The organism is Streptococcus mitis (assembly GCF_047463435.1).
GTDB lineage: Bacteria > Bacillota > Bacilli > Lactobacillales > Streptococcaceae > Streptococcus > Streptococcus mitis_DS.
In genome coordinates this window covers 150549-170000 of sequence record NZ_JASHDW010000002.1, presented here as the reverse complement: position 1 = coordinate 170000, position 19452 = coordinate 150549, and the positions used below count along the sequence as shown (strand labels likewise).

Annotated in this window: 17 protein-coding genes, 1 tRNA gene and 1 riboswitch; of the genes, 13 read left to right on the top strand and 5 right to left on the bottom strand. The window is 40.0% G+C overall.

The window, feature by feature from the left end; translation table 11 throughout:
• The first annotated feature begins 1 nt into the window (after position 1).
• Complete coding sequence (locus QM843_RS02105) at positions 2 to 3124, top strand: pneumococcal-type histidine triad protein (RefSeq protein ID WP_414304754.1); 3123 nt, start codon at positions 2 to 4, stop codon at positions 3122 to 3124.
• Between the two features lie 211 nt (positions 3125 to 3335).
• On the top strand, positions 3336 to 6881 hold the full coding sequence (locus QM843_RS02100; RefSeq protein WP_414304755.1) for a pneumococcal-type histidine triad protein: 3546 nt from the start codon (positions 3336 to 3338) through the stop codon (positions 6879 to 6881).
• A gap of 35 nt (positions 6882 to 6916) precedes the next feature.
• Here QM843_RS02100 and pepT read toward each other — a convergent pair whose 3' ends face one another.
• Positions 6917 to 8140: a peptidase T gene (gene pepT, locus QM843_RS02095; RefSeq protein WP_004254300.1), complete on the bottom strand. Its 1224-nt coding sequence runs from the start codon at positions 8138 to 8140 to the stop codon at positions 6917 to 6919.
• Positions 8141 to 8293: 153 nt separating this feature from the next.
• Here pepT and hemH point away from each other — a divergent pair, with 153 nt between their 5' ends.
• Positions 8294 to 9388, top strand: coding sequence for a ferrochelatase (gene hemH / locus QM843_RS02090; protein ID WP_414304756.1), 1095 nt, complete (start codon positions 8294 to 8296; stop codon positions 9386 to 9388).
• A 41-nt stretch (positions 9389 to 9429) separates the two neighbouring features.
• Here the strand turns inward: hemH and mscL are convergent, their stop codons facing one another.
• Both mscL and QM843_RS02080 read right to left on the bottom strand, forming a co-directional pair.
• Positions 9430 to 9810 (bottom strand): large conductance mechanosensitive channel protein MscL, encoded by a 381-nt coding sequence (gene mscL / locus QM843_RS02085; protein ID WP_000910199.1) that lies wholly within the window; start codon positions 9808 to 9810, stop codon positions 9430 to 9432.
• Positions 9811 to 9891: 81 nt separating this feature from the next.
• Positions 9892 to 10323 (bottom strand): GtrA family protein, encoded by a 432-nt coding sequence (locus tag QM843_RS02080; protein WP_000746186.1) that lies wholly within the window; start codon positions 10321 to 10323, stop codon positions 9892 to 9894.
• A gap of 28 nt (positions 10324 to 10351) precedes the next feature.
• Positions 10352 to 10448: riboswitch (PreQ1 riboswitch) on the top strand.
• On the opposite strand from QM843_RS02080, the gene QM843_RS02075 reads away from it, so the two are divergent.
• The 4 genes from QM843_RS02075 (at position 10446) to dapA (ending at position 13576) form a co-directional block, all read left to right on the top strand.
• Positions 10446 to 10955, top strand: a complete 510-nt coding sequence (locus QM843_RS02075; protein WP_000737072.1) for a QueT transporter family protein — start codon at positions 10446 to 10448, stop codon at positions 10953 to 10955. Its footprint overlaps the riboswitch before it by 3 nt.
• Before the next feature lie 99 nt (positions 10956 to 11054).
• Positions 11055 to 11127: transfer RNA gene (locus QM843_RS02070), tRNA-Thr, on the top strand.
• 380 nt (positions 11128 to 11507) lie between these two features.
• Positions 11508 to 12584 carry an aspartate-semialdehyde dehydrogenase gene (locus tag QM843_RS02065; protein WP_050390811.1) on the top strand — a complete coding sequence of 359 codons (1077 nt, stop codon included), beginning with the start codon at positions 11508 to 11510 and terminating at the stop codon, positions 12582 to 12584.
• A gap of 56 nt (positions 12585 to 12640) precedes the next feature.
• On the top strand, positions 12641 to 13576 hold the full coding sequence (gene dapA, locus QM843_RS02060) for a 4-hydroxy-tetrahydrodipicolinate synthase (RefSeq protein WP_004254315.1): 936 nt from the start codon (positions 12641 to 12643) through the stop codon (positions 13574 to 13576).
• A gap of 44 nt (positions 13577 to 13620) precedes the next feature.
• On the opposite strand, the gene mnmE is transcribed toward dapA, so the two are convergent.
• Both mnmE and QM843_RS02050 read right to left on the bottom strand, forming a co-directional pair.
• A complete protein-coding gene (gene mnmE, locus QM843_RS02055) occupies positions 13621 to 14994 on the bottom strand; it encodes a tRNA uridine-5-carboxymethylaminomethyl(34) synthesis GTPase MnmE (protein WP_261052368.1) in 1374 nt (457 codons plus the stop codon).
• Between the two features lie 137 nt (positions 14995 to 15131).
• Entirely contained in the window at positions 15132 to 15314 is a 183-nt protein-coding gene (locus tag QM843_RS02050) for a 4-oxalocrotonate tautomerase (RefSeq protein ID WP_001117401.1), read from the bottom strand.
• A 123-nt stretch (positions 15315 to 15437) separates the two neighbouring features.
• Between QM843_RS02050 and QM843_RS02045 the strand changes: the two genes are divergently transcribed.
• Genes QM843_RS02045 through QM843_RS02020 form a run of 6 tightly spaced genes read left to right on the top strand, consistent with a single transcriptional unit; the run spans position 15438 to position 19450 of the window.
• Complete coding sequence (locus QM843_RS02045; RefSeq protein ID WP_414304757.1) at positions 15438 to 16037, top strand: thymidine kinase; 600 nt, start codon at positions 15438 to 15440, stop codon at positions 16035 to 16037.
• Complete coding sequence (locus tag QM843_RS02040; RefSeq protein ID WP_033688835.1) at positions 16027 to 16506, top strand: GNAT family N-acetyltransferase; 480 nt, start codon at positions 16027 to 16029, stop codon at positions 16504 to 16506. Before QM843_RS02045 ends, QM843_RS02040 begins: the two co-directional genes overlap by 11 nt.
• Before the next feature lie 9 nt (positions 16507 to 16515).
• Positions 16516 to 17595 (top strand): peptide chain release factor 1, encoded by a 1080-nt coding sequence (prfA, locus tag QM843_RS02035; RefSeq protein WP_001028815.1) that lies wholly within the window; start codon positions 16516 to 16518, stop codon positions 17593 to 17595.
• On the top strand, positions 17595 to 18431 hold the full coding sequence (prmC, locus tag QM843_RS02030; RefSeq protein ID WP_061087956.1) for a peptide chain release factor N(5)-glutamine methyltransferase: 837 nt from the start codon (positions 17595 to 17597) through the stop codon (positions 18429 to 18431). The genes prfA and prmC overlap by 1 nt, the downstream gene beginning before the upstream one ends.
• Complete coding sequence (locus QM843_RS02025; protein WP_061087957.1) at positions 18415 to 19017, top strand: L-threonylcarbamoyladenylate synthase; 603 nt, start codon at positions 18415 to 18417, stop codon at positions 19015 to 19017. Before prmC ends, QM843_RS02025 begins: the two co-directional genes overlap by 17 nt.
• 1 nt (position 19018) lies before the next feature.
• On the top strand, positions 19019 to 19450 hold the full coding sequence (locus QM843_RS02020) for a GNAT family N-acetyltransferase (RefSeq protein WP_414304758.1): 432 nt from the start codon (positions 19019 to 19021) through the stop codon (positions 19448 to 19450).
• The last annotated feature ends 2 nt before the right edge of the window (positions 19451 to 19452 follow it).

The following is a 19452-nucleotide window of genomic DNA, read 5'->3' as shown; positions in this document are numbered from 1 at the left end:
AATGAAAATCAATAAAAAATATGTGGCGGGTTCAGTGGCAGTCCTTGCTCTAAGTGTATGTTCCTATGAACTTGGGCGGTATCAAGCTGGTCACGTTAAGAAAGATTCTAATCGAGTTGCTTATATTGATGGTGATCAAGCTGGTCAAAAGGCAGAGAACTTGACACCAGATGAAGTTAGTAAGAGAGAGGGAATCAATGCCGAACAAATTGTTATCAAGATTACTGATCAAGGTTATGTGACCTCTCATGGAGACCATTATCATTACTATAATGGCAAGGTTCCTTATGATGCTATCATCAGTGAAGAACTCCTCATGAAAGATCCGAATTATCAGTTGAAGGATTCAGACATTGTCAATGAAATCAAGGGTGGTTATGTCATTAAGGTAGACGGGAAATACTATGTTTACCTCAAGGATGCGGCTCATGCGGACAATATTCGGACAAAAGAAGAGATTAAACGCCAGAAGCAGGAACACAGTCATAATCATGGAGGCAGTTCTAACGATCAGGCGGTAGTTGCTGCCAGAGCTCAAGGCCGTTATACAACGGATGATGGTTATATCTTTAATGCCTCTGATATCATTGAGGATACGGGTGATGCCTATATCGTTCCTCATGGCAATCACTTCCACTATATTCCTAAGAGTGACTTGTCTGCTAGTGAATTAGCTGCCGCCCAAGCCTTCCTATCTGGAAAAGGCGGTCAATTAAGTACGGTTGAATACCGTTCAAGCAGGGGAGAAACAAGATTTAGTGTGAGAACGAGTCAATCTGAGGCTCCTCAAAATCCTGCAACAGATTCTGACAGTCAAAGTGAGGATTTAGCTAGTCTCCTTCAAGAATTGTACGCTTTGCCACTTAGCCAACGTCATGTGGAATCTGATGGATTGGTATTTGACCCAGCACAGATTACAAAACGTACAGCAAATGGTGTGGCAGTGCCTCACGGGGATCATTTCCATTTCATTCCTTATTCGCAAATGTCTGCTTTGGAAGAAAAATTGGCTCGAAATCTTCCAATTGGAGGTCAGCCAGTCCAAAGTCATGCTGACAATACGAAACCAAGCAGTCCTGAGAAACAAAGTTCAACACCAAGTTCAACGATTAAGCCAAACTTTAATCTCAATACGCCGGCACCGAATAGAGCAACTGGAGGCGCCTATACAACGGATGATGGGTATGTCTTTAGTCCGACAGATGTGATTGAAGATACAGGAGACGCTTTTGTTGTACCGCATGGAAATCATTTCCACTATATACCTAAGAGTGATTTGTCTGCAGGAGAACTGGCTGCTGCCCAAGCTTATTGGAATGGTAAACAGGGTTCTCATTCTGCTACAAGCTCAAGTAAACCAAATAGCAATGATGTAAAACCAGCCCAACCAAGTTTATCGGAAACTCCTAATCTGACTGTCACTCCAACTTATCATCAAGACCAAGGGGAAGACATTCCAACACTTTTACGTGAATTGTATGCCAAACCTTTATCAGAACGACATGTAGAATCTGATGGTCTAGTCTTTGATCCGGCACAAATTATCAAACGTACAGCTAACGGTGTCGCAGTGCCTCACGGAGACCATTATCACTTTATCCCTTATTCACAAATGTCACCTTTGGAAGAAAAATTGGCTCGTATGATAGCTGTTAAGGGACAAAATGGCAGTGTCTTGCCAAGTGTCACTCCTTTGAAGCCAGCTCCTGCTACCAAACCTTTAGCACCAGTAGAAAATAAACCGGCTGACCTTGATGTCAACCAGGTTGTTAGAAAAGTTGGTGACGGATATATTTTCGAGGATAAGGGTGTTAGTCGGTATGTTCTAGCTAAAGATTTGGCCAAGGATAAGATTGATGCTATTGATAATCTCTTGTCTAAGAAAACTCAAGAGACGCATGCCCTAGTTGCGAAGAAAGAAAATGTTGCTCCTCGCGACCAAGAATTCTACGATAAAGCATATAATCTGTTAGCCGAAGCTCATAAATCCTTGTCTGAAAATAAGGGTCGTACTTCTGATTTCCAAGCCTTAGATAAATTAGCAGAACGCTTGAATGATGAATCGACTAATAAAGGAAAATTGGTAGATGATTTATTAGCATTCCTAGCACCAATTACTCATCCAGAGAGACTTGGCAAACCAAATTCTCAGATTGCTTATACGGACGATGAAATAACATTAGCAAAATTAGCAGGTAAGTATACAACAGAAGATGGCTATATCTTTGACACTCGTGATATTACAAGTGATGAGGGAGATGCCTATATAACTCCACATATGACCCATAGTCATTGGATTAAGAAAGATAGTTTGTCTGAAGCTGAAAGAGCAGCGGCTCAGGCTTATGCTAAAGAGAAAGGTTTGACGCCTCCTTCGACAGATAATCAGGGTTCAGGAAATACTGAGGTTAAAGGAGTAGAAGCAATCTATAATAAAGTGAAGGCAGCTAAGAAGGTTCCACTTGATCACATGCCTTACAATCTTCAACACACTGTTGAAGTCAAAAACGGAAGCTTGATTATTCCCCATTATGATCATTACCATAACATTAAATTTGGTTGGTTTGACGAAGGACTCTATGAGGCACCTAAGGGTTATAGCCTTGAGGATCTCTTTGCAACTGTAAAATATTATGTAGAACATCCAGACGAACGTCCTCACTCAGATAATGGTTGGGGAAATGCCAGCGACCATGTTCGTAAAAATAAGCCAGAAGACAGTAAACCTGATGAAGATAAGAAACATGATGAAGTAAGTGATCCAACTCGCCCTGAATCTGATGAAAAAGAGAATCACGCAGGTTTAAATCCTTCAGCAGATAATCTTTATAAACAAAGCACTGATACGGAAGAGACAGAGGATGAAGCTGAAGATACTACAGATGAGGCTAAAGTTCCTCAAGTAGAGACTGAAAAAGTAGAAGCCAAACTCAAAGAAGTAGAAGCTCTACTTGATACAGTAACCGATGCTAGTTTGAAAGACAATGTGGCAGAGAGTCTAGCTGGTTTACGAAATAATTTGAACCTCCAAACCATGGATAATAATGGCATTATGGCAGAAGCAGAAAAATTGCTTGCTTTGTTAAAAGGTAATGAGTCAGTTACGACGAAACCAGAAGCATAAATTTTATCTTGTTAAATCAAAATGATGTAAGAGTCAGTAGCAATACTGGCTTTTATTTTTTAAAATGATATAAAAATCTTGACAGATAGACTTAAAAAAGGTAAACTATTTACTGGTTAATTAATTGGTTAAATAACCAGTTTAGGAAAAACTGTTTAACCGAGAAAAGAAGTTAAGAAAAAGCTTCATCATTTATTGAAATGAGGGATTTATGAAATTCAGTAAAAAATATATAGCAGCTGGATCAGCTGTTATCGTGTCTTTGAGTCTATGTGCTTATGCATTAAATCAGCATCGTTCGCAGGAAAATAAGGACAATAATCGGGTCTCTTATGTGGATAGTAGTCAGTCAAGTCAGAAAACTGAAAATCTGACACCAGACCAGGTTAGCCAAAAAGAAGGAATTCAGGCTGAGCAAATTGTTATCAAGATCACAGATCAGGGCTATGTAACGTCACACGGTGATCACTATCATTACTATAATGGGAAAGTTCCTTATGATGCGATTTTCAGTGAAGAACTTTTGATGAAGGATGCTAATTATCAACTTAAAGACGCTGATATTGTCAATGAGGTCAAGGGTGGTTATATCATCAAGGTCGATGGAAAATATTATGTCTACCTGAAAGATGCAGCTCATGCTGATAATGTTCGAACCAAGGATGAAATCAATCGTCAAAAACAAGAACACATCAAAGATAATGAGAAGGTCAGCTCTGATGTTGCTGTAGCAAGGTCTCAGGGACGCTATACGACAGATGATGGTTATGTCTTTAATCCAGCTGATATTATCGAAGATACGGGTGATGCTTATATCGTTCCTCATGGAGGTCACTATCACTATATTCCAAAAAGTGATTTGTCTTCTAGTGAGTTAGCAGCAGCAAAAGCTCATTTAGCTGGCAAAAATACGCAACCAAGTCAGTTAAGCTATTCTTCAACAGCTAGTGATAATGACACGCAATCTGTAGCACAAGGCTCAACTAGCAAGCCAGAAAGCAAAGTTGAAAATCTCCAAAGTCTATTGAAAGAACTCTACGATTCACCTAGCGACAAACGTTACAGTGAATCAGATGGTTTAGTCTTTGACCCTGCTAAGATTATCAGTCGTACACCAAATGGTGTTGCGATTCCGCATGGTGATCATTATCACTTTATTCCTTACAGCAAGCTCTCTCCTTTAGAAGAAAAGATTGCTAGAATGGTGCCTATCGGTGGAACTGGTTCTACGGTCTCTACAAATGAAAAACCTCATGGAGTAGCGTCTAGTCTAGGAAGTCTTCCAAGCAGTCCATCTACTTTGAATCATCCTTCCTTGCTTACAAATAAGGCTATCTCTTCAACATCTGATGGTTATATCTTTAATCCTAAAGATATTGTCGAAGAAACTGCTACAGCTTATATTGTAAGACATGGCGATCATTTCCATTACATTCCTAAGGCGAACCAAATTGGTCAACCGACTCTTCCAAACAATGGCCTAACAACACCTTCGCCATCTCTTCCAATCAATCCTGGTGTTTCACATGAGGAACATGAAGAAGGTGGACACGGCTTTGATGCTAATCGTATTATTGCGGAAGATGAATCAGGATTTATCATGAGTCATGGTGACCACAATCATTACTTCTTCAAGAAGGATTTGACTGCTGATCAAATCAAGGCCGCACAAGACCACTTGAAAGGGGCAAATACAGCAACACCAAATCCAGCTCATGATGATGATCACGATGAAGATCATCATGGACACCATCATGATGAAGACCATGATCACGGTTTTGATGCCAATCGTGTCATCAGTGAGGATGAACAAGGTTTTGTCATGTCACATGGAGATCACAATCATTACTTCTTCAAGAAAGATTTGACAGCAGAGCAAATTAAGGCAGCTCAGGATCATCTGAAAACACATCATGATGCAGAGCCTGTAAAACCTCTTGCTAAAACGGTAGAGTCTTTCTCACGAGATGCTAGCGATGAAGAAAAGATTGCTTATATTTCTAAGACCTATGGTGTTCCACTTGAAGCGATTAGAATTTCAAACGGATTCTTTGTCTTTGGAAATCCAGACCAAGCCTACGATCCAACTCATATCCACCCATATGCTGTTCGTAAGGAACATGTTCGTTTGCCATTCCAAACTGGAAATCCAGAACTTGATTTCCTAAACGAACTCTACACGACTGCTTTGAGAGATGGCGTGTCTCCGTATAGCTTACAGGTAGAAAATGGTAGTTTTGTGATTCCTCATGGCGACCATAATCACTACATCAAGGTTCAAACTAAGGGGTATGAAGTGGCTTTGAAAAACAAGATTCCAGCTCTACAATCCAATTATCAACCTGGAGCTTTTGATGAGAAGGCAGTCTTGGAAAAAGTAGATCAACTTCTAGCTGATAGCAGAAGTATCTACAAAGACAAGCCTATCGAACAAAGACAGATTGAGTTAGCTTTAGGCCAGTTTACTGAAAACATGAAGAAACTGGCAACTAACTCTACAGCAGGTTATCTTGCAACCCTTGATCTCTTTGATAAGCAATATATCCATATTGATGAAAGTGTCAAACCTGTTGAAACCAGTGCTCTAGATAAGAAATATCAAGCCTTGATTGATAAAATCAATACACTGGATACAGACACTTTTGGACTTCCAAAGAAAGACCTTCTCGTTCGACTCCAAGAAGCTAAGTTGGCAAAAGATGAGGCTGGTTTAGCAGCGGTTGAATCACAACTTCAAGCCTTGCAAGACTTTAATGACCGAACAGGTGTTACAACTGTAGAATACATCAAGTACTTCTACGAACACGTAAATGACGGTCGTTTGAGTGATGAACTTCGAAACAAAGTAGCTCAGTTGACTTGGACTTTGTATCAATCTCAATCCTTCCTTAAGGCAGCAGAATTGAACAAATTATTCCCAAGTATATATCAGGCAAAACAAGAAGTGGAAGAAGCGTTGAAAGCTCAGCCAACTACTGCGAAATCAAGTCAGACAGTTCTAGATACTGAAAAAGTTGATAATCAAAGTGCCAAGACAGCTATTTATGGCTTCTTGAAAGAATTGTATGGAGACTTTATGCCTGAAGAGCATGTCAATCATGTTAGCAAGGAAGAGGTAGAAAGCCTCTTGAGCAAGGCACATCAACTCTTGGAACAAATCCAAGAAGAAGGAATCAGACAATCCTTGGCAGAAGAAGTAGAAAATCTCAAAGTTGCTACAAACAAGACTGATGCAGACTTGGATGAAGTAAATAGTCAGGTAAAAGATGTCTTGACTCGTATTGCTAGCGCTCTTCAACAAGAGAAAGAAAATGCTGAGCAAGATCCTCAGACACTTGTACTCTATCAAAAACTTTACGATATCCTCATGTCACTTCACGCTTACTTAGAAAACAATAAGGGTTCTGATGCGGACTTTGATAAGGTGGATGCATTACTAGATCAACTTTCTGCTAAGAGTAAGGATAAAGCTGCTTTACTTGAATTGACAAAAGCTATTCTAGTCTTGAATCAAGAAATCAAGTCAAAATCAAGTGCGAGTGAAGAAGCAACTCCAGCAACAAATGCCGAGGCAAATGGTGATAAGACAAGTCCCGAAACTGAAACATCAGCAGCTGCAGAATCTAACAGTGAAACTGCCAGCGACGAAAACAAACCGAGCAACGCAACAGATTCTAAACCTACTGAACCAGCGTCAGAAAAGGAAACAACAGAATCTACAACAAGTACTGGAAATCAAGAAAAACCAGCAGAATAAAAAGAAAGGCGAAGTAGCTGAGCTACCTCGTCTTTTTAGTCTTTATAAGCTACGATACCAATGATGGTATCAACCGCACGTTCCATAGTCTGAAGGCTGACGTATTCAAAACGTCCATGCATATTTTCTCCTCCCGCAAAGATATTAGGAGTTGGGATTCCCATAAAGGAAATCTTAGAGCCGTCTGTCCCTCCACGGATTGGTTCGATTATAGGAGTAATCCCCAAATCTTCCATAACTGCTTTGGCAATGGTAATTGGAGTCATATCTTTTTCAATGACTTCTTTCATATTGTAGTACTGGTCTGTCAAGTTTAGGGTGACACGGTCGCTACCAAGTTCTTGATTCATCTTATCAGCGATAGACTGCATTGCTGCTTTACGAGCTTCAAAGGCATCTTTTTCAAAATCACGAATGATGTAGCTTGCACGCGCCTCTTCGACACTACCTATCACATCCATTAGGTGGTAGAAGCCTTGGTAACCTTCTGTTAACTCGGGTCGGTCATTCTCTGGAAGTTGATTATGAAAATCAATTGCTAGCTGAAGGGCATTGACCATCTGCCCTTTGGCAGTACCAGGGTGGACATTGCGTCCTTGGAAATGCAATTCAGCACCAGCGGCTGAGAAGGTCTCGTACTGAAGTTCTCCGAGAGGTCCGCCATCTACAGTATAGGCAAAATCTACATCGAAATCTTCTGCATCAAATTTATTGGCACCAACACCGATTTCTTCATCTGGACCAAAACCAACACGAATCTCACAGTGCTTGATTTCAGGATGGGCAGTCAGATATTCAATAGCAGTCATAATTTCAGCAATCCCTGACTTGTCATCAGCACCTAGTAAGGTTGTTCCATCGGTTGTGATGAGCGTTTGTCCTGGATATTTCTCTAGACTCTTAAAGTCAGCTGGATCGAGTTTGAAACCAGAATTTCCAAGTTCAATCACACCACCATCGTAGTTTTCAATTACCTGTGGCTTGACTCCTTCGGCATTAAAATCAGCAGTATCCATGTGGGAGATGAAGCCAATCTTACGTGTTAAAGATGGATCATTGGCTGGCAAGGTTCCAATTGCAAAACCATTTGGTAGATAATAAACATTTTGTAATCCAACACGTTTCATTTCAGGAATAAGAACATTTGTAGCAAAATCTACCTGACTCTGCGTACTTGGAGTAGTAGTAGAGTGTTCATCAGAGCGCGTGTTGACCTTAACGTAGGTTAAGAAGCGGTCCAAGAGATTTGGATAAGTCATAAAAAACTCCTTTTGAATTTATTTTTTCCATTGTATCATAGAAAGAAGAGAAAAACAAAAGACATAAGTTAGGGAAATTCGCTATGTTGGCGTTTACTTATTAATGGATAAATGATAAAATAAACTTGATAAAAATATCACAAGGAAGCGATTATGAAAAAAGCAATTTTAATGATGACTTTCGGTTCACCAGAAGAGATTACCTTTGAAGGTGTGGCTGATTTTTTCACAAATATTCGTCGTGGAGTGAGACCTCAAGACCACGAAATTCAAACTCTCTATGATAATTATGTACGAATTGGCGGCACGCCTCTGCAAAAAATTACGCGTGAAGAGGTTGCCTTGGTAGAGGCTAGGCTGGGAAATGAGTATAGTGTTTATTTTGCTAATAAGTTTTCCAGTCCCTTTATTCCAAATGTGATTGGTCAGATGGAAGCAGACGGAATCGAGCAGTGTATTTGCTTGATTTTGGAGCCTCATTATTCTTTCTATTCTGTCATGGGCTATGAAAAATTTTTAGAAAGCAAGCAGATCCAATTTTTTGTTATTAAGGACTGGTATCAAGAAGAAGCGCTCTTAAACTATTGGGCAGATGAAATTGCTAAGATTTTAAAAGAAGAAGTAAAGCAGGATAGCTTTAAAGTCATCTTTTCAGCTCATAGTGTGCCCATTTTTGCCTTGGATTTTGGTGATCCTTATATCGATCAAATTTTTGAAAATAGCAAGTTAGTCGCTGAAAAACTAGGTTTGAGTTCCACTCAATATACAAATACCTGGCAGAGTGAAAGTGATATCGGGATTCCATGGATTAAGCCAGATGTCTTGGAGTATCTTAGAGAACGGAAAGAACATCCAGACCATTATATTTTTGTACCTATTAGTTTTATCAGTGAGCACATTGAAGTCTTGTTTGACAACGATGTAGAATGTTATGACTTGTGTCAGGAATTGGGGGTGAACTATCATCGTCCACCAATGCCAAATACAGATTCTCGTTTGATTGATGCCTTGGTTAATACCGTCAGAGCTAATGAGGACAAAGAATTTAAGGAATTTCTCCCAGAAGAAGAAACCTTTGATGAGTTAGTTCCTTCAGATGAGACGAAAAATATCTTGGCCGAATCTCAAGATTTACAAATGCCAGAATTTGTGAAAAAATTGATTGAGAAAAAAGGTCGGGAAAATGTTAAGATGCCTTATCTTATTAAGAAAATGCTTGAGAAAGCAGGTAAGTTACCAAAAGAGTAAAGAAAAAAGGATTTAGCTTTGCGCTAGATCCTTTTAATCGATTATTTTTTCTCAAGAAGAGCTTTGATTTCTTGAAGTACTTCCAATTCAGTTGGTCCAGCTGGAGCTTCTTCAACAGTTTCTTCTTTCTTAGTAAGGCTTTGGGCTTTTTCCATAGCTTTAATAACGAAGAAGAGAACAGTACCTACAACAAGGAAGTTGATAATAGCACTCAAGAATTTACCATATGTAACACCATTCCATGCAAGCTCAGCGATATTTTGTACTTTCGCAGCTTCCAAGGCTGGGTTCAATAGTAGAGGAGTGATGATATCGTTAACGAATGAAGTTACGATAGCACCAAAAGCAGAGGCAATAATCACACCGACAGCAAGGTCAACAACATTACCACGAAGCAAAAATGCTTTAAGATCTTTTAACATTTTCATAATTCCTTTCCAAAATTTTTACTCTTGATTATATATTAATTAAGAAGTTCTTGCAAGTTATATGTAAATTTTTTCTTATTTTTTAAAAATAAATACCTTACTAAAAATGTAATTGAGGATAATTATCAAGAATTGTGAAATAACGGTTTCAATACTATTAACCTTGTCTATATTATTATTTACAAATTGTCCGATAATATTAGGAAACTGTGTCACAAAGAAAAATGTTAAAAACATGTCTAAAAGAAAAGTAGAAAGACGTGCTAGAGTAAATTTTACTAAACGGCTTGGCCAATTCTGCCTAACTTGCTTAAATACAAGTCTATCATTTGTAAAAAAGGCAAAGAGGATACCGATACTATTTGCTAGTCCAGTAGCAAGCAGTTCTTTATGGGTTAATTGATAAATGACTAATCGGGATAGAATGGAGACAAGAGTAGTTGCTACACCAAAAAAGAGATAGGCTAAGAGCTCATTCTCGAAGAGACTTTGAATGCGTTTTTTCATACTTTTAGTATAGCATAAAGCAAGTTATTGTGCTATACTAGTAAGGTTGATTGAATCAACCCTTGGTGCTTAGCTTCTTTCACCAAGCATATTACACGCGGGCAACCGCCAAAGGAGAAAAGATGAAAAAATTAACTATTCGTGATGTTGCAGATATTGCAATCGTTGCTGCTATCTATGTCGTTTTAACTGTCACACCACCCCTAAATGCCATTAGCTACGGTGCTTATCAGTTCCGTATTTCAGAAATGATGAACTTTATGGCTTTTTACAATCCAAAGTACATTATCGGAGTTACTATCGGTTGTATGATTGCTAATTTCTTTAGCTTCGGACTGCTAGATGTCTTTGTTGGTGGTGGATCAACCCTAGTATTCCTTAGTCTAGGTGTTTGGCTTTTTGCAAAATACAGCAAAGATTACCTCTTTAATGGATTAATTCGAAAAGATCATTTCTTCTTTTCAATCCTCTTTTCAATTTCCATGTTTACTATCGCTGCAGAGTTGAATATCGTAGCGCAATTACCATTTTTCCTTACTTGGTTCACAACAGGGATTGGTGAATTTGCCTCATTAATTATTGGTGCGATTATCATTGGTAAAATTGGTCGTCGAATTGATTTAAGCAAATAGACGAAGAGAAGCTAGGTGGCTCTTACCTGGCTTTTTCTTATGGAAAATTTCTAAGGAAACTTGACAAGTTTTTCTAACTATAGTATACTTCTTAAGTAAGCTGATTTAGCTCAGTTGGCAGAGCGCATCCATGGTAAGGATGAGGTCGCCGGTTCAATCCCGGCAATTAGCATGATATTTACAGAGAAACTCTTGAACACAAGAGTTTTTTTCTTATGCTCGCGAGAAAAAATTCTGACTTTTGTATAATAAAAGTCATCCTGCAAAAATTTTTTATTGACAAAATCACTTATTTCTAGTAATATAATAGGCGCGATGAGTCGATAGGTAGTCTTCGGGCTACTATTGAGCATAAGGAGGTCATAACGCAGGAGCGGACCTTGATGAGTTGTGTGAACCTGCTCATCACATGAAGATGCCTCTTAGTCTCTAGTCTAGCGACTGGGGATTTTTATTTTCCAAAAATTGATGAAAATGCTTTGCAATTCATGGAAAAAGTAGTATAATACATCTATTATAGAAATTTTTAGAAAATTCCGAAAGAGGTTATTTATGGGATATACAGTTGCTGTAGTCGGCGCGACAGGTGCTGTCGGAGCTCAGATGATAAAAATGTTGGAAGAATCAACACTTCCAATCGATAAAATCCGTTACCTTGCTTCTGCTCGTTCAGCAGGCAAGACTTTGAAATTTAAAGACCAAGATATTACGATTGAAGAAACGACTGAAACAGCTTTTGAAGGAGTTGATATTGCTCTCTTTTCGGCAGGTGGTTCTACATCAGCTAAGTATGCACCATACGCAGTTAAAGCTGGAGCGGTAGTAGTAGATAATACATCTTACTTCCGTCAAAATCCAGATGTTCCTTTGGTTGTCCCAGAGGTCAATGCTCATGCACTTGATGCCCACAACGGAATCATCGCCTGCCCTAACTGTTCAACAATCCAAATGATGGTGGCGCTTGAGCCAGTTCGTCAAAAATGGGGTTTGGACCGTATCATTGTTTCAACTTACCAAGCAGTTTCAGGTGCTGGTATGGGAGCAATTCTTGAGACACAACGTGAACTTCGTGAAGTCTTGAATGATGGTGTAACCCCACGTGATTTGCATGCCGAAATCTTGCCTTCAGGTGGAGACAAGAAACATTATCCTATCGCCTTCAATGCTCTTCCACAAATCGATGTCTTCACTGACAATGATTACACTTACGAAGAGATGAAGATGACTAAGGAAACTAAGAAAATTATGGAAGATGATAGCATTGCAGTATCTGCAACGTGTGTGCGTATTCCAGTCTTGTCAGCTCACTCTGAGTCTGTTTACATCGAAACAAAAGAAGTGGCTCCAATCGAAGAAGTAAAAGCAGCTATCGCAGCTTTCCCAGGTGCTGTCCTTGAAGATGATGTGGCTCATCAAATCTATCCTCAAGCCATTAATGCAGTGGGTTCACGTGATACCTTTGTTGGTCGTATCCGTAAAGACTTGGATGCAGAAAAAGGAATTCACATGTGGGTTGTTTCAGATAACCTGCTCAAAGGTGCTGCTTGGAACTCAGTTCAGATTGCAGAAACTCTTCATGAACGTGGCTTGGTTCGTCCAACGGCCGAATTGAAATTTGAATTAAAATAGTCATATCGTTTAGGAGTTCAGATGAACTCCTTCTTTGAAATAGAGAGGTGTTTCTCATGTCTTATAAAGATTTAAAAGAGTGTAAAATCATCACAGCCTTTATTACCCCCTTCCATGAGGATGGTTCCATCAATTTTGATGCCATTCCAGCCTTGATTGAGCATTTGTTGGCGCATCATACAGACGGAATTCTCCTTGCAGGGACCACTGCTGAGAGTCCAACCTTGACCCACGATGAAGAGTTGGAACTCTTTGCGGCTGTACAAAAGATTGTCAATGGACGCGTTCCTTTGATTGCGGGTGTAGGTACTAATGATACGCGTGACTCTATTGAGTTTGTCAAAGAAGTAGCGGAATTTGGCGGTTTTGCTGCTGGACTTGCTATCGTACCTTACTACAACAAACCTTCTCAAGAAGGAATGTATCAGCATTTTAAAGCCATTGCAGATGCTTCTGACTTACCAATTATTATCTATAACATTCCAGGGCGTGTAGTTGTCGAATTGACTCCAGAAACCATGCTTCGCTTGGCAGATCATCCAAATATCATTGGTGTCAAAGAATGTACTAGCTTGGCTAATATGGCTTACTTGATTGAGCACAAGCCAGAAGAGTTCTTGATTTATACAGGTGAGGATGGCGATGCTTTCCATGCCATGAACCTTGGTGCGGACGGGGTTATTTCTGTTGCCTCTCATACAAATGGGGATGAAATGCACGAGATGTTTACTGCCATTGCAGAAAGCGATATGAAGAAAGCCGCAGCAATTCAGCGTAAATTCATTCCTAAGGTTAATGCCCTCTTCTCTTATCCAAGTCCTGCTCCAGTTAAAGCTGTTCTTAACTATATGGGATTTGAAGCTGGCCCAACACGCTTACCTCTAGTTCCAGCACCAGAAGAAGATGCCAAACGCATTATCAAAGTCGTCGTTGATGGCGACTACGAAGCAACTAAGGCAACTGTAACAGGTGTCCTAAGACCAGATTACTAAGAATGATTAGAAAATCCATGACCGAATGAACGATCATGGATTTCTTATTTTCCTAAACAGAATTGGCTAAAAAGTTGAGTGATGAGTTCATCAGGAGCAGCATCCCCAGTGATTTCTCCGAGGATTTCCCAAGTACGAGTCAAGTCAACTTGAAGCAAGTCAACTGGCATACCTAGTTCCAGCCCTTCATTAACAGCCTGTAGGCTTTCAACAGCCTTCTCAATCAAGGAAATATGACGGGCATTTGACAAGTAAGTTGCGTCTTGCTCAACCAAACCAGCATTTTCAAAGAAGAGGTTGTTAATACGTTCTTCAATCTTATCAATATTTTGGTTTTTAAGGACTGAAATACGAATAACGTCTTCAGGTAGTTCCGAAGTTTCAATCGCTTCAGGCAGGTCGGTTTTATTAAGAAGAATAATACGGTTTGTATCTTGGCTAATCTCAAGAAGTTGTCGGTCTTGGGCAGTTAAGGGCTCGCTAGCGTTTAGTACTAGCAGAACCAAGTCAGCTTCCTTAAGAGCTTTTTTCGAACGCTCAACACCGATTTGTTCAACGATATCATCCGTTTCACGAATACCAGCTGTGTCAATCAATTTTAGAGGAACACCGTTGATGTTGACGTATTCTTCGATGACATCTCGAGTAGTACCAGCAATATCGGTTACGATTGCCTTGTCTTCACGCAAGAGGTTGTTGAGAAGGCTTGATTTCCCAACGTTGGGACGTCCGATAATGGCAGTGGAAATTCCTTCACGAAGGATTTTACCGCGACGGGCTGTCCTAAGGAGATTAGTTAGCAATTGTTCAAACTCCATAGTCTTCTCACGGACAACAGCAGTAGTGGCTTCCTCAACATCGTCGTACTCAGGATAATCAATATTGACCTCGACTTGGGCAAGTGTATTGAGGATTTCTTGACGGGTATTATTGATAAGATCAGAAAGGGAACCATCAAGTTGTTTGACCGCAATGTTCATGGCCTTGTCTGTCTTGGCGCGGATGATATCCATGACCGCTTCAGCCTGAGTCAAGTCCACACGTCCATTTAGAAAGGCACGTTTGGTAAATTCACCAGGTTCAGCCAATCGAGCTCCTTCACGGATAGCTAGCTGGAGAATCTCATTAGTCACCGCAATCCCACCGTGGGTGTTAATCTCGATAATATCCTCACGAGTGAAGGTTTTTGGAGACTTCATAGCCCCAACCATAACCTCGTCCATGACTTTACCAGTCAGAGGATCAATAATGTGACCGTAGTTGAGTGTATGGCTAGCAACCTGACTCAAGTCTTTTCCTTTAAAAATCTTTTGCGCAATCGCAAAACTGTCTGTTCCGCTCAGGCGGACAATACCAATAGCCCCTTCACCTAGTGGAGTAGAGATAGCAGCGATGGTATCAAATTCACGTGTAATCATAATGTTTCCTTTAATAAATAGCTCTTTTCTTGGAAATTTTTCCAAGTCTCTTTTCAAATTGTAACAAATTTGAACTATTTCTTCAATGGATGCTACTTGGAGATTGAAAAAGCCTAAGCAATTCTGCTTAAGCTAGCTTATTTGGTGCGCATTTCCCCTTGTGGGAAGTAGGTTCCTTCTGGCATGTCGTTGATGATGACATGAACAGCTGATTGAGGGGCTCCAGTATTACGGACAACAGCTTCCGTCACTTCCTTAGCAAGAGCTTTCTTTTGCTCGAGCGTGCGTCCTTCAAATAAATCGATGCGTACAAATGGCATAATGTCTTCCTCCACTAGTTTTTGATTTCTTCTATTTTACCACATTTTGCCGTTTAAAGCTTAAGAAAATTATGATATACTAGAATGTAGCAAAAATTTAGAAATGGACGTGAAGCAAGAAACATGGCACAGTTGTATTATCGTTATGGGACCATGAACTCTGGTAAGACGATTGAGATTCTCAAGGTGGCCTATAACTATGAGGAGCAAGGAAAAGGTGTTGTGATTATGACCTCAGCTCTTGATACTCGTGACGGTGTTGGCTATGTGTCGAGTCGTATTGGCATGAAACGCCCTGCCATTGCGATTGAGGAAACGACGGATATCTTCGGCTATATCCGAAACCTATCTGAAAAACCATACTGTGTGTTAGTTGATGAGGCTCAGTTTCTCAAGCGTCACCATGTTTACGACCTAGCTCGTGTTGTTGATGAGTTAGACATACCTGTCATGGCTTTTGGTTTGAAAAATGACTTTCGCAATGAACTGTTCGAAGGTTCCAAATATCTCTTGCTCTTAGCAGACAAGATTGACGAAATCAAGACCATCTGTCAGTATTGTAAGAAAAAGGCAACTATGGTTTTGCGAACACAGGATGGACTACCAGTTTACGATGGAGAACAGATCCAGATTGGTGGAAATGAAACCTATATCTCAGTTTGCCGTAAACATTATTTTGCGCCAATGATAACCTCTAACAAGGAGCAAAACTATGACAATTGAACTAAGAGATGTTACAATGGAAAATTATTTTGATGTTTTGAATTTGGATGTCAAGGAATATCAAAAACAATTCATTGCAACCAACGCAATTAGTTTAGCTGAAGCATACGTCTACACTAAAAATGGAGATTTTGTAGCTCCATTGGCAGTTTATGATAATGATGCAATTATAGGTTTTGTGATGATAGCTTATGATAAAAAGATCGGAATTAGTAGTGGAAATTATTTACTATTTCGTTTTATGATTGATAAGAATTTTCAAAATCAAGGATATTTTAAACCAATTATGGATAAAGTACTAGACTATGTTCGAACAGCGCCAGCAGGTTTAAGCAATAAACTTTGGTTGTCTTATGAACCAGAAAACGAACATGCAAGATCTTGTTACCTCAGTTATGGATTTAAAGAAACTGGGGAAATATCCGAGAACGAAGTAGTAGCAATCTATGATTTAACAATTGAGAAATAAGGAGAAAAAATGAACATCTATGATCAACTACAAGCTGTAGAAGACCGTTATGAAGAATTAGGAGAGTTGCTCAGTGACCCAGATGTCGTCTCAGACACCAAGCGTTTCATGGAGCTTTCCAAAGAAGAGGCTTCAACTCGTGACACAGTAACAGCCTACCGTGAGTACAAACAAGTCCTTCAAAACATCGTTGATGCTGAAGAGATGATTAAGGAATCAGGTGGAGATGCGGACTTGGAAGAAATGGCTAAGCAAGAGCTCAAAGATGCCAAGGCTGAAAAAGAAGAATACGAAGAAAAGTTGAAAATCTTGCTTCTTCCAAAGGATCCAAACGATGACAAGAATATCATCCTTGAAATCCGTGGAGCAGCGGGTGGAGATGAGGCAGCACTTTTCGCTGGGGATTTGCTAACCATGTATCAAAAGTATGCTGAAGCCCAAGGCTGGCGCTTTGAAGTTATGGAAGCCTCTATGAATGGTGTCGGCGGTTTCAAAGAAGTGGTTGCCATGGTTTCAGGTCAGTCTGTTTACTCTAAGCTTAAGTACGAATCAGGTGCCCACCGTGTGCAACGTGTTCCTGTGACAGAAAGCCAAGGCCGTGTTCATACTTCAACAGCGACAGTTCTTGTTATGCCTGAAGTTGAAGAGGTTGAATACGATATTGATCCAAAAGACCTTCGTGTTGACATCTACCACGCATCAGGTGCTGGTGGACAGAACGTCAATAAGGTTGCGACTGCCGTTCGTATCGTTCACTTGCCAACCAATATCAAGGTTGAGATGCAGGAAGAACGTACCCAGCAGAAAAATCGTGAGAAGGCCATGAAAATCATCCGTGCGCGTGTTGCTGACCACTTTGCTCAGATTGCACAAGATGAACAAGACGCTGAGCGTAAGTCGACAATCGGTACTGGGGACCGTTCAGAACGGATTCGTACTTATAACTTCCCACAAAACCGTGTGACGGACCACCGTATCGGTTTAACCCTCCAAAAACTAGATACCATTTTGTCTGGTAAATTGGACGAAGTTGTGGATGCCTTGGTGCTTTATGACCAAACACAAAAATTAGAAGAATTAAACAAATAATGAAATTAGCTCAATTATTTTCAGATTTTGAAGAAGAATTGATAAGACAAGGAGAGGAAGCTGAAAGCCTCTCTTTTGTCTATCGTAGCCTGAAAAATCTCTCTTTTACAGACTTTGTTTTTGCTCTTCAGCAGGTAGTGACGGAAGAGGAAGAAGTATTTGTAAAAGGAATTTTCCAACAGTTAGCAACTCATAAACCGGCACAGTATATCATTGGTCATGCAGAATTCTTCGGAATGCAGTTAAAAGTTGATGAGCGAGTATTGATCCCTCGTCCAGAGACAGAGGAATTAGTCAAGCTTATCCTGGCTGAAAATTCTGAAGAAAATCTTAAGGTCCTAGATATCGGGACAGGTAGTGGAGCTATTGCTCTCGCTCTAGCAAAAAAAAGACCAGATTGGTCAGTGACAGCAGCAGATATTTCCCAAGATGCTTTAGATTTAGCTAACGAAAATGCTAAAAATCAAAATCTTCAAATATTTTTAAAAAAATCTGACTGTTTTACAGAAATTTCTGAAAAATATGATATAATTGTTTCCAATCCACCCTATATCTCTCGTGAAGATGAGTCAGAGGTCGGCTTGAATGTTTTGCATTCGGAGCCTCATCTAGCTCTCTTTGCAGACGAGGATGGCCTAGCTATTTACCGTAGAATTGCGGAAGATGCAAAAGACTATCTCAAAGATGGTGGTAAGATTTACCTTGAAATTGGTTACAAGCAAGGTCAAAGTGTTCCTGAACTTTTTAGGAAACATCTTCCTGAAAAAAGAGTTCGAACACTCAAGGACCAATTTGGTCAAGATAGGATGGTCGTGATTGATGATAGACAGGATTAGACAAGAGTTAGAAAAGGGTGGTGCAGTTGTCTTACCTACGGAGACAGTTTACGGTCTCTTTGCCAAGGCTCTAGACGAAGAAGCAGTTAACCATGTTTACCAACTCAAACGTCGTCCCAGAGACAAGGCACTCAATCTCAATATTGCCTCTTTAGAGGATATCTTGCATTTTTCAAAGAATCAGCCAACTTATCTTCAAAAACTTGTAGAGACCTTTTTACCAGGTCCCTTGACCATTATCCTTGAAGCCAATGACCGAGTTCCCTATTGGGTCAATTCTGACCTTGCAACTGTTGGATTTCGGATGCCGAGTCATCCCATTACCCTTGATTTGATTCGAGAGACAGGTCCCTTGATTGGGCCGTCTGCCAATATTTCAGGTCAGGCAAGTGGAGTGACCTTTGAACAAATTCTGAAGGATTTTGACCAAGAGGTTTTGGGTCTAGAAGACGATGCTTTTCTAACTGGACAGGATTCAACTATCGTGGACTTGTCTGGAGACAAGGTGAAAATCTTACGCCAAGGGGTCATTAAGCGAGAAGATATTCTTGCTAGGTTGCCAGAGATTTCTTTTGAGGAGGAATGAGATGCTAAGAGGTTTGCAAGAAACAGATGTGAAAGCGATATGTGAAATCAACCAAGAAGCTTTGGGCTATTCTTTTAGTCCAGAGGACACAGCTAGTCAACTAGCTAGATTATCTCAGGATTCCCATCATTTCCTACTTGCTTATGAGGATGAAGCTAGTCATGCCTTGCTTGGATATGTCCACGCTGAGGTCTATGAATCACTTTATTCTAAGGCAGGATTTAATATTTTAGCTTTAGCAGTTTCACCTCAAGCGCAAGGTCAAGGTATTGGTAAAAGCTTATTACAAGGGTTGGAAGAAGAAGCAAAAAGACGTGGTTATGGGTTTATCCGCTTAAACTCTGCTGATCATCGTCTGGGTGCTCATGCATTTTATGAAAAAGTTGGTTATACTTGTGATAAAATGCAGAAACGGTTTATTCGCATCTTTTAGTT

What these genes read in the sequence shown, in the direction of transcription:
- QM843_RS02100 (WP_414304755.1), top strand. Translation starts at nt 3,336, where the DNA reads ATGAAATTCAGTAAAAAATATATAGCAGCTGGATCAGCTGTTATCGTG.
- prmC (WP_061087956.1), top strand. Translation starts at nt 17,595, where the DNA reads ATGAAATTAGCTCAATTATTTTCAGATTTTGAAGAAGAATTGATAAGA.
- mscL (WP_000910199.1), bottom strand. Translation starts at nt 9,810, where the DNA reads ATGTTAAAAGATCTTAAAGCATTTTTGCTTCGTGGTAATGTTGTTGAC.
- QM843_RS02080 (WP_000746186.1), bottom strand. Translation starts at nt 10,323, where the DNA reads ATGAAAAAACGCATTCAAAGTCTCTTCGAGAATGAGCTCTTAGCCTAT.
- QM843_RS02040 (WP_033688835.1), top strand. Translation starts at nt 16,027, where the DNA reads ATGACAATTGAACTAAGAGATGTTACAATGGAAAATTATTTTGATGTT.
- QM843_RS02045 (WP_414304757.1), top strand. Translation starts at nt 15,438, where the DNA reads ATGGCACAGTTGTATTATCGTTATGGGACCATGAACTCTGGTAAGACG.
- prfA (WP_001028815.1), top strand. Translation starts at nt 16,516, where the DNA reads ATGAACATCTATGATCAACTACAAGCTGTAGAAGACCGTTATGAAGAA.
- mnmE (WP_261052368.1), bottom strand. Translation starts at nt 14,994, where the DNA reads ATGATTACACGTGAATTTGATACCATCGCTGCTATCTCTACTCCACTA.
- QM843_RS02050 (WP_001117401.1), bottom strand. Translation starts at nt 15,314, where the DNA reads ATGCCATTTGTACGCATCGATTTATTTGAAGGACGCACGCTCGAGCAA.
- QM843_RS02105 (WP_414304754.1), top strand. Translation starts at nt 2, where the DNA reads ATGAAAATCAATAAAAAATATGTGGCGGGTTCAGTGGCAGTCCTTGCT.
- pepT (WP_004254300.1), bottom strand. Translation starts at nt 8,140, where the DNA reads ATGACTTATCCAAATCTCTTGGACCGCTTCTTAACCTACGTTAAGGTC.
- QM843_RS02065 (WP_050390811.1), top strand. Translation starts at nt 11,508, where the DNA reads ATGGGATATACAGTTGCTGTAGTCGGCGCGACAGGTGCTGTCGGAGCT.
- QM843_RS02075 (WP_000737072.1), top strand. Translation starts at nt 10,446, where the DNA reads ATGAAAAAATTAACTATTCGTGATGTTGCAGATATTGCAATCGTTGCT.
- hemH (WP_414304756.1), top strand. Translation starts at nt 8,294, where the DNA reads ATGAAAAAAGCAATTTTAATGATGACTTTCGGTTCACCAGAAGAGATT.
- QM843_RS02025 (WP_061087957.1), top strand. Translation starts at nt 18,415, where the DNA reads ATGATAGACAGGATTAGACAAGAGTTAGAAAAGGGTGGTGCAGTTGTC.
- dapA (WP_004254315.1), top strand. Translation starts at nt 12,641, where the DNA reads ATGTCTTATAAAGATTTAAAAGAGTGTAAAATCATCACAGCCTTTATT.
- QM843_RS02020 (WP_414304758.1), top strand. Translation starts at nt 19,019, where the DNA reads ATGCTAAGAGGTTTGCAAGAAACAGATGTGAAAGCGATATGTGAAATC.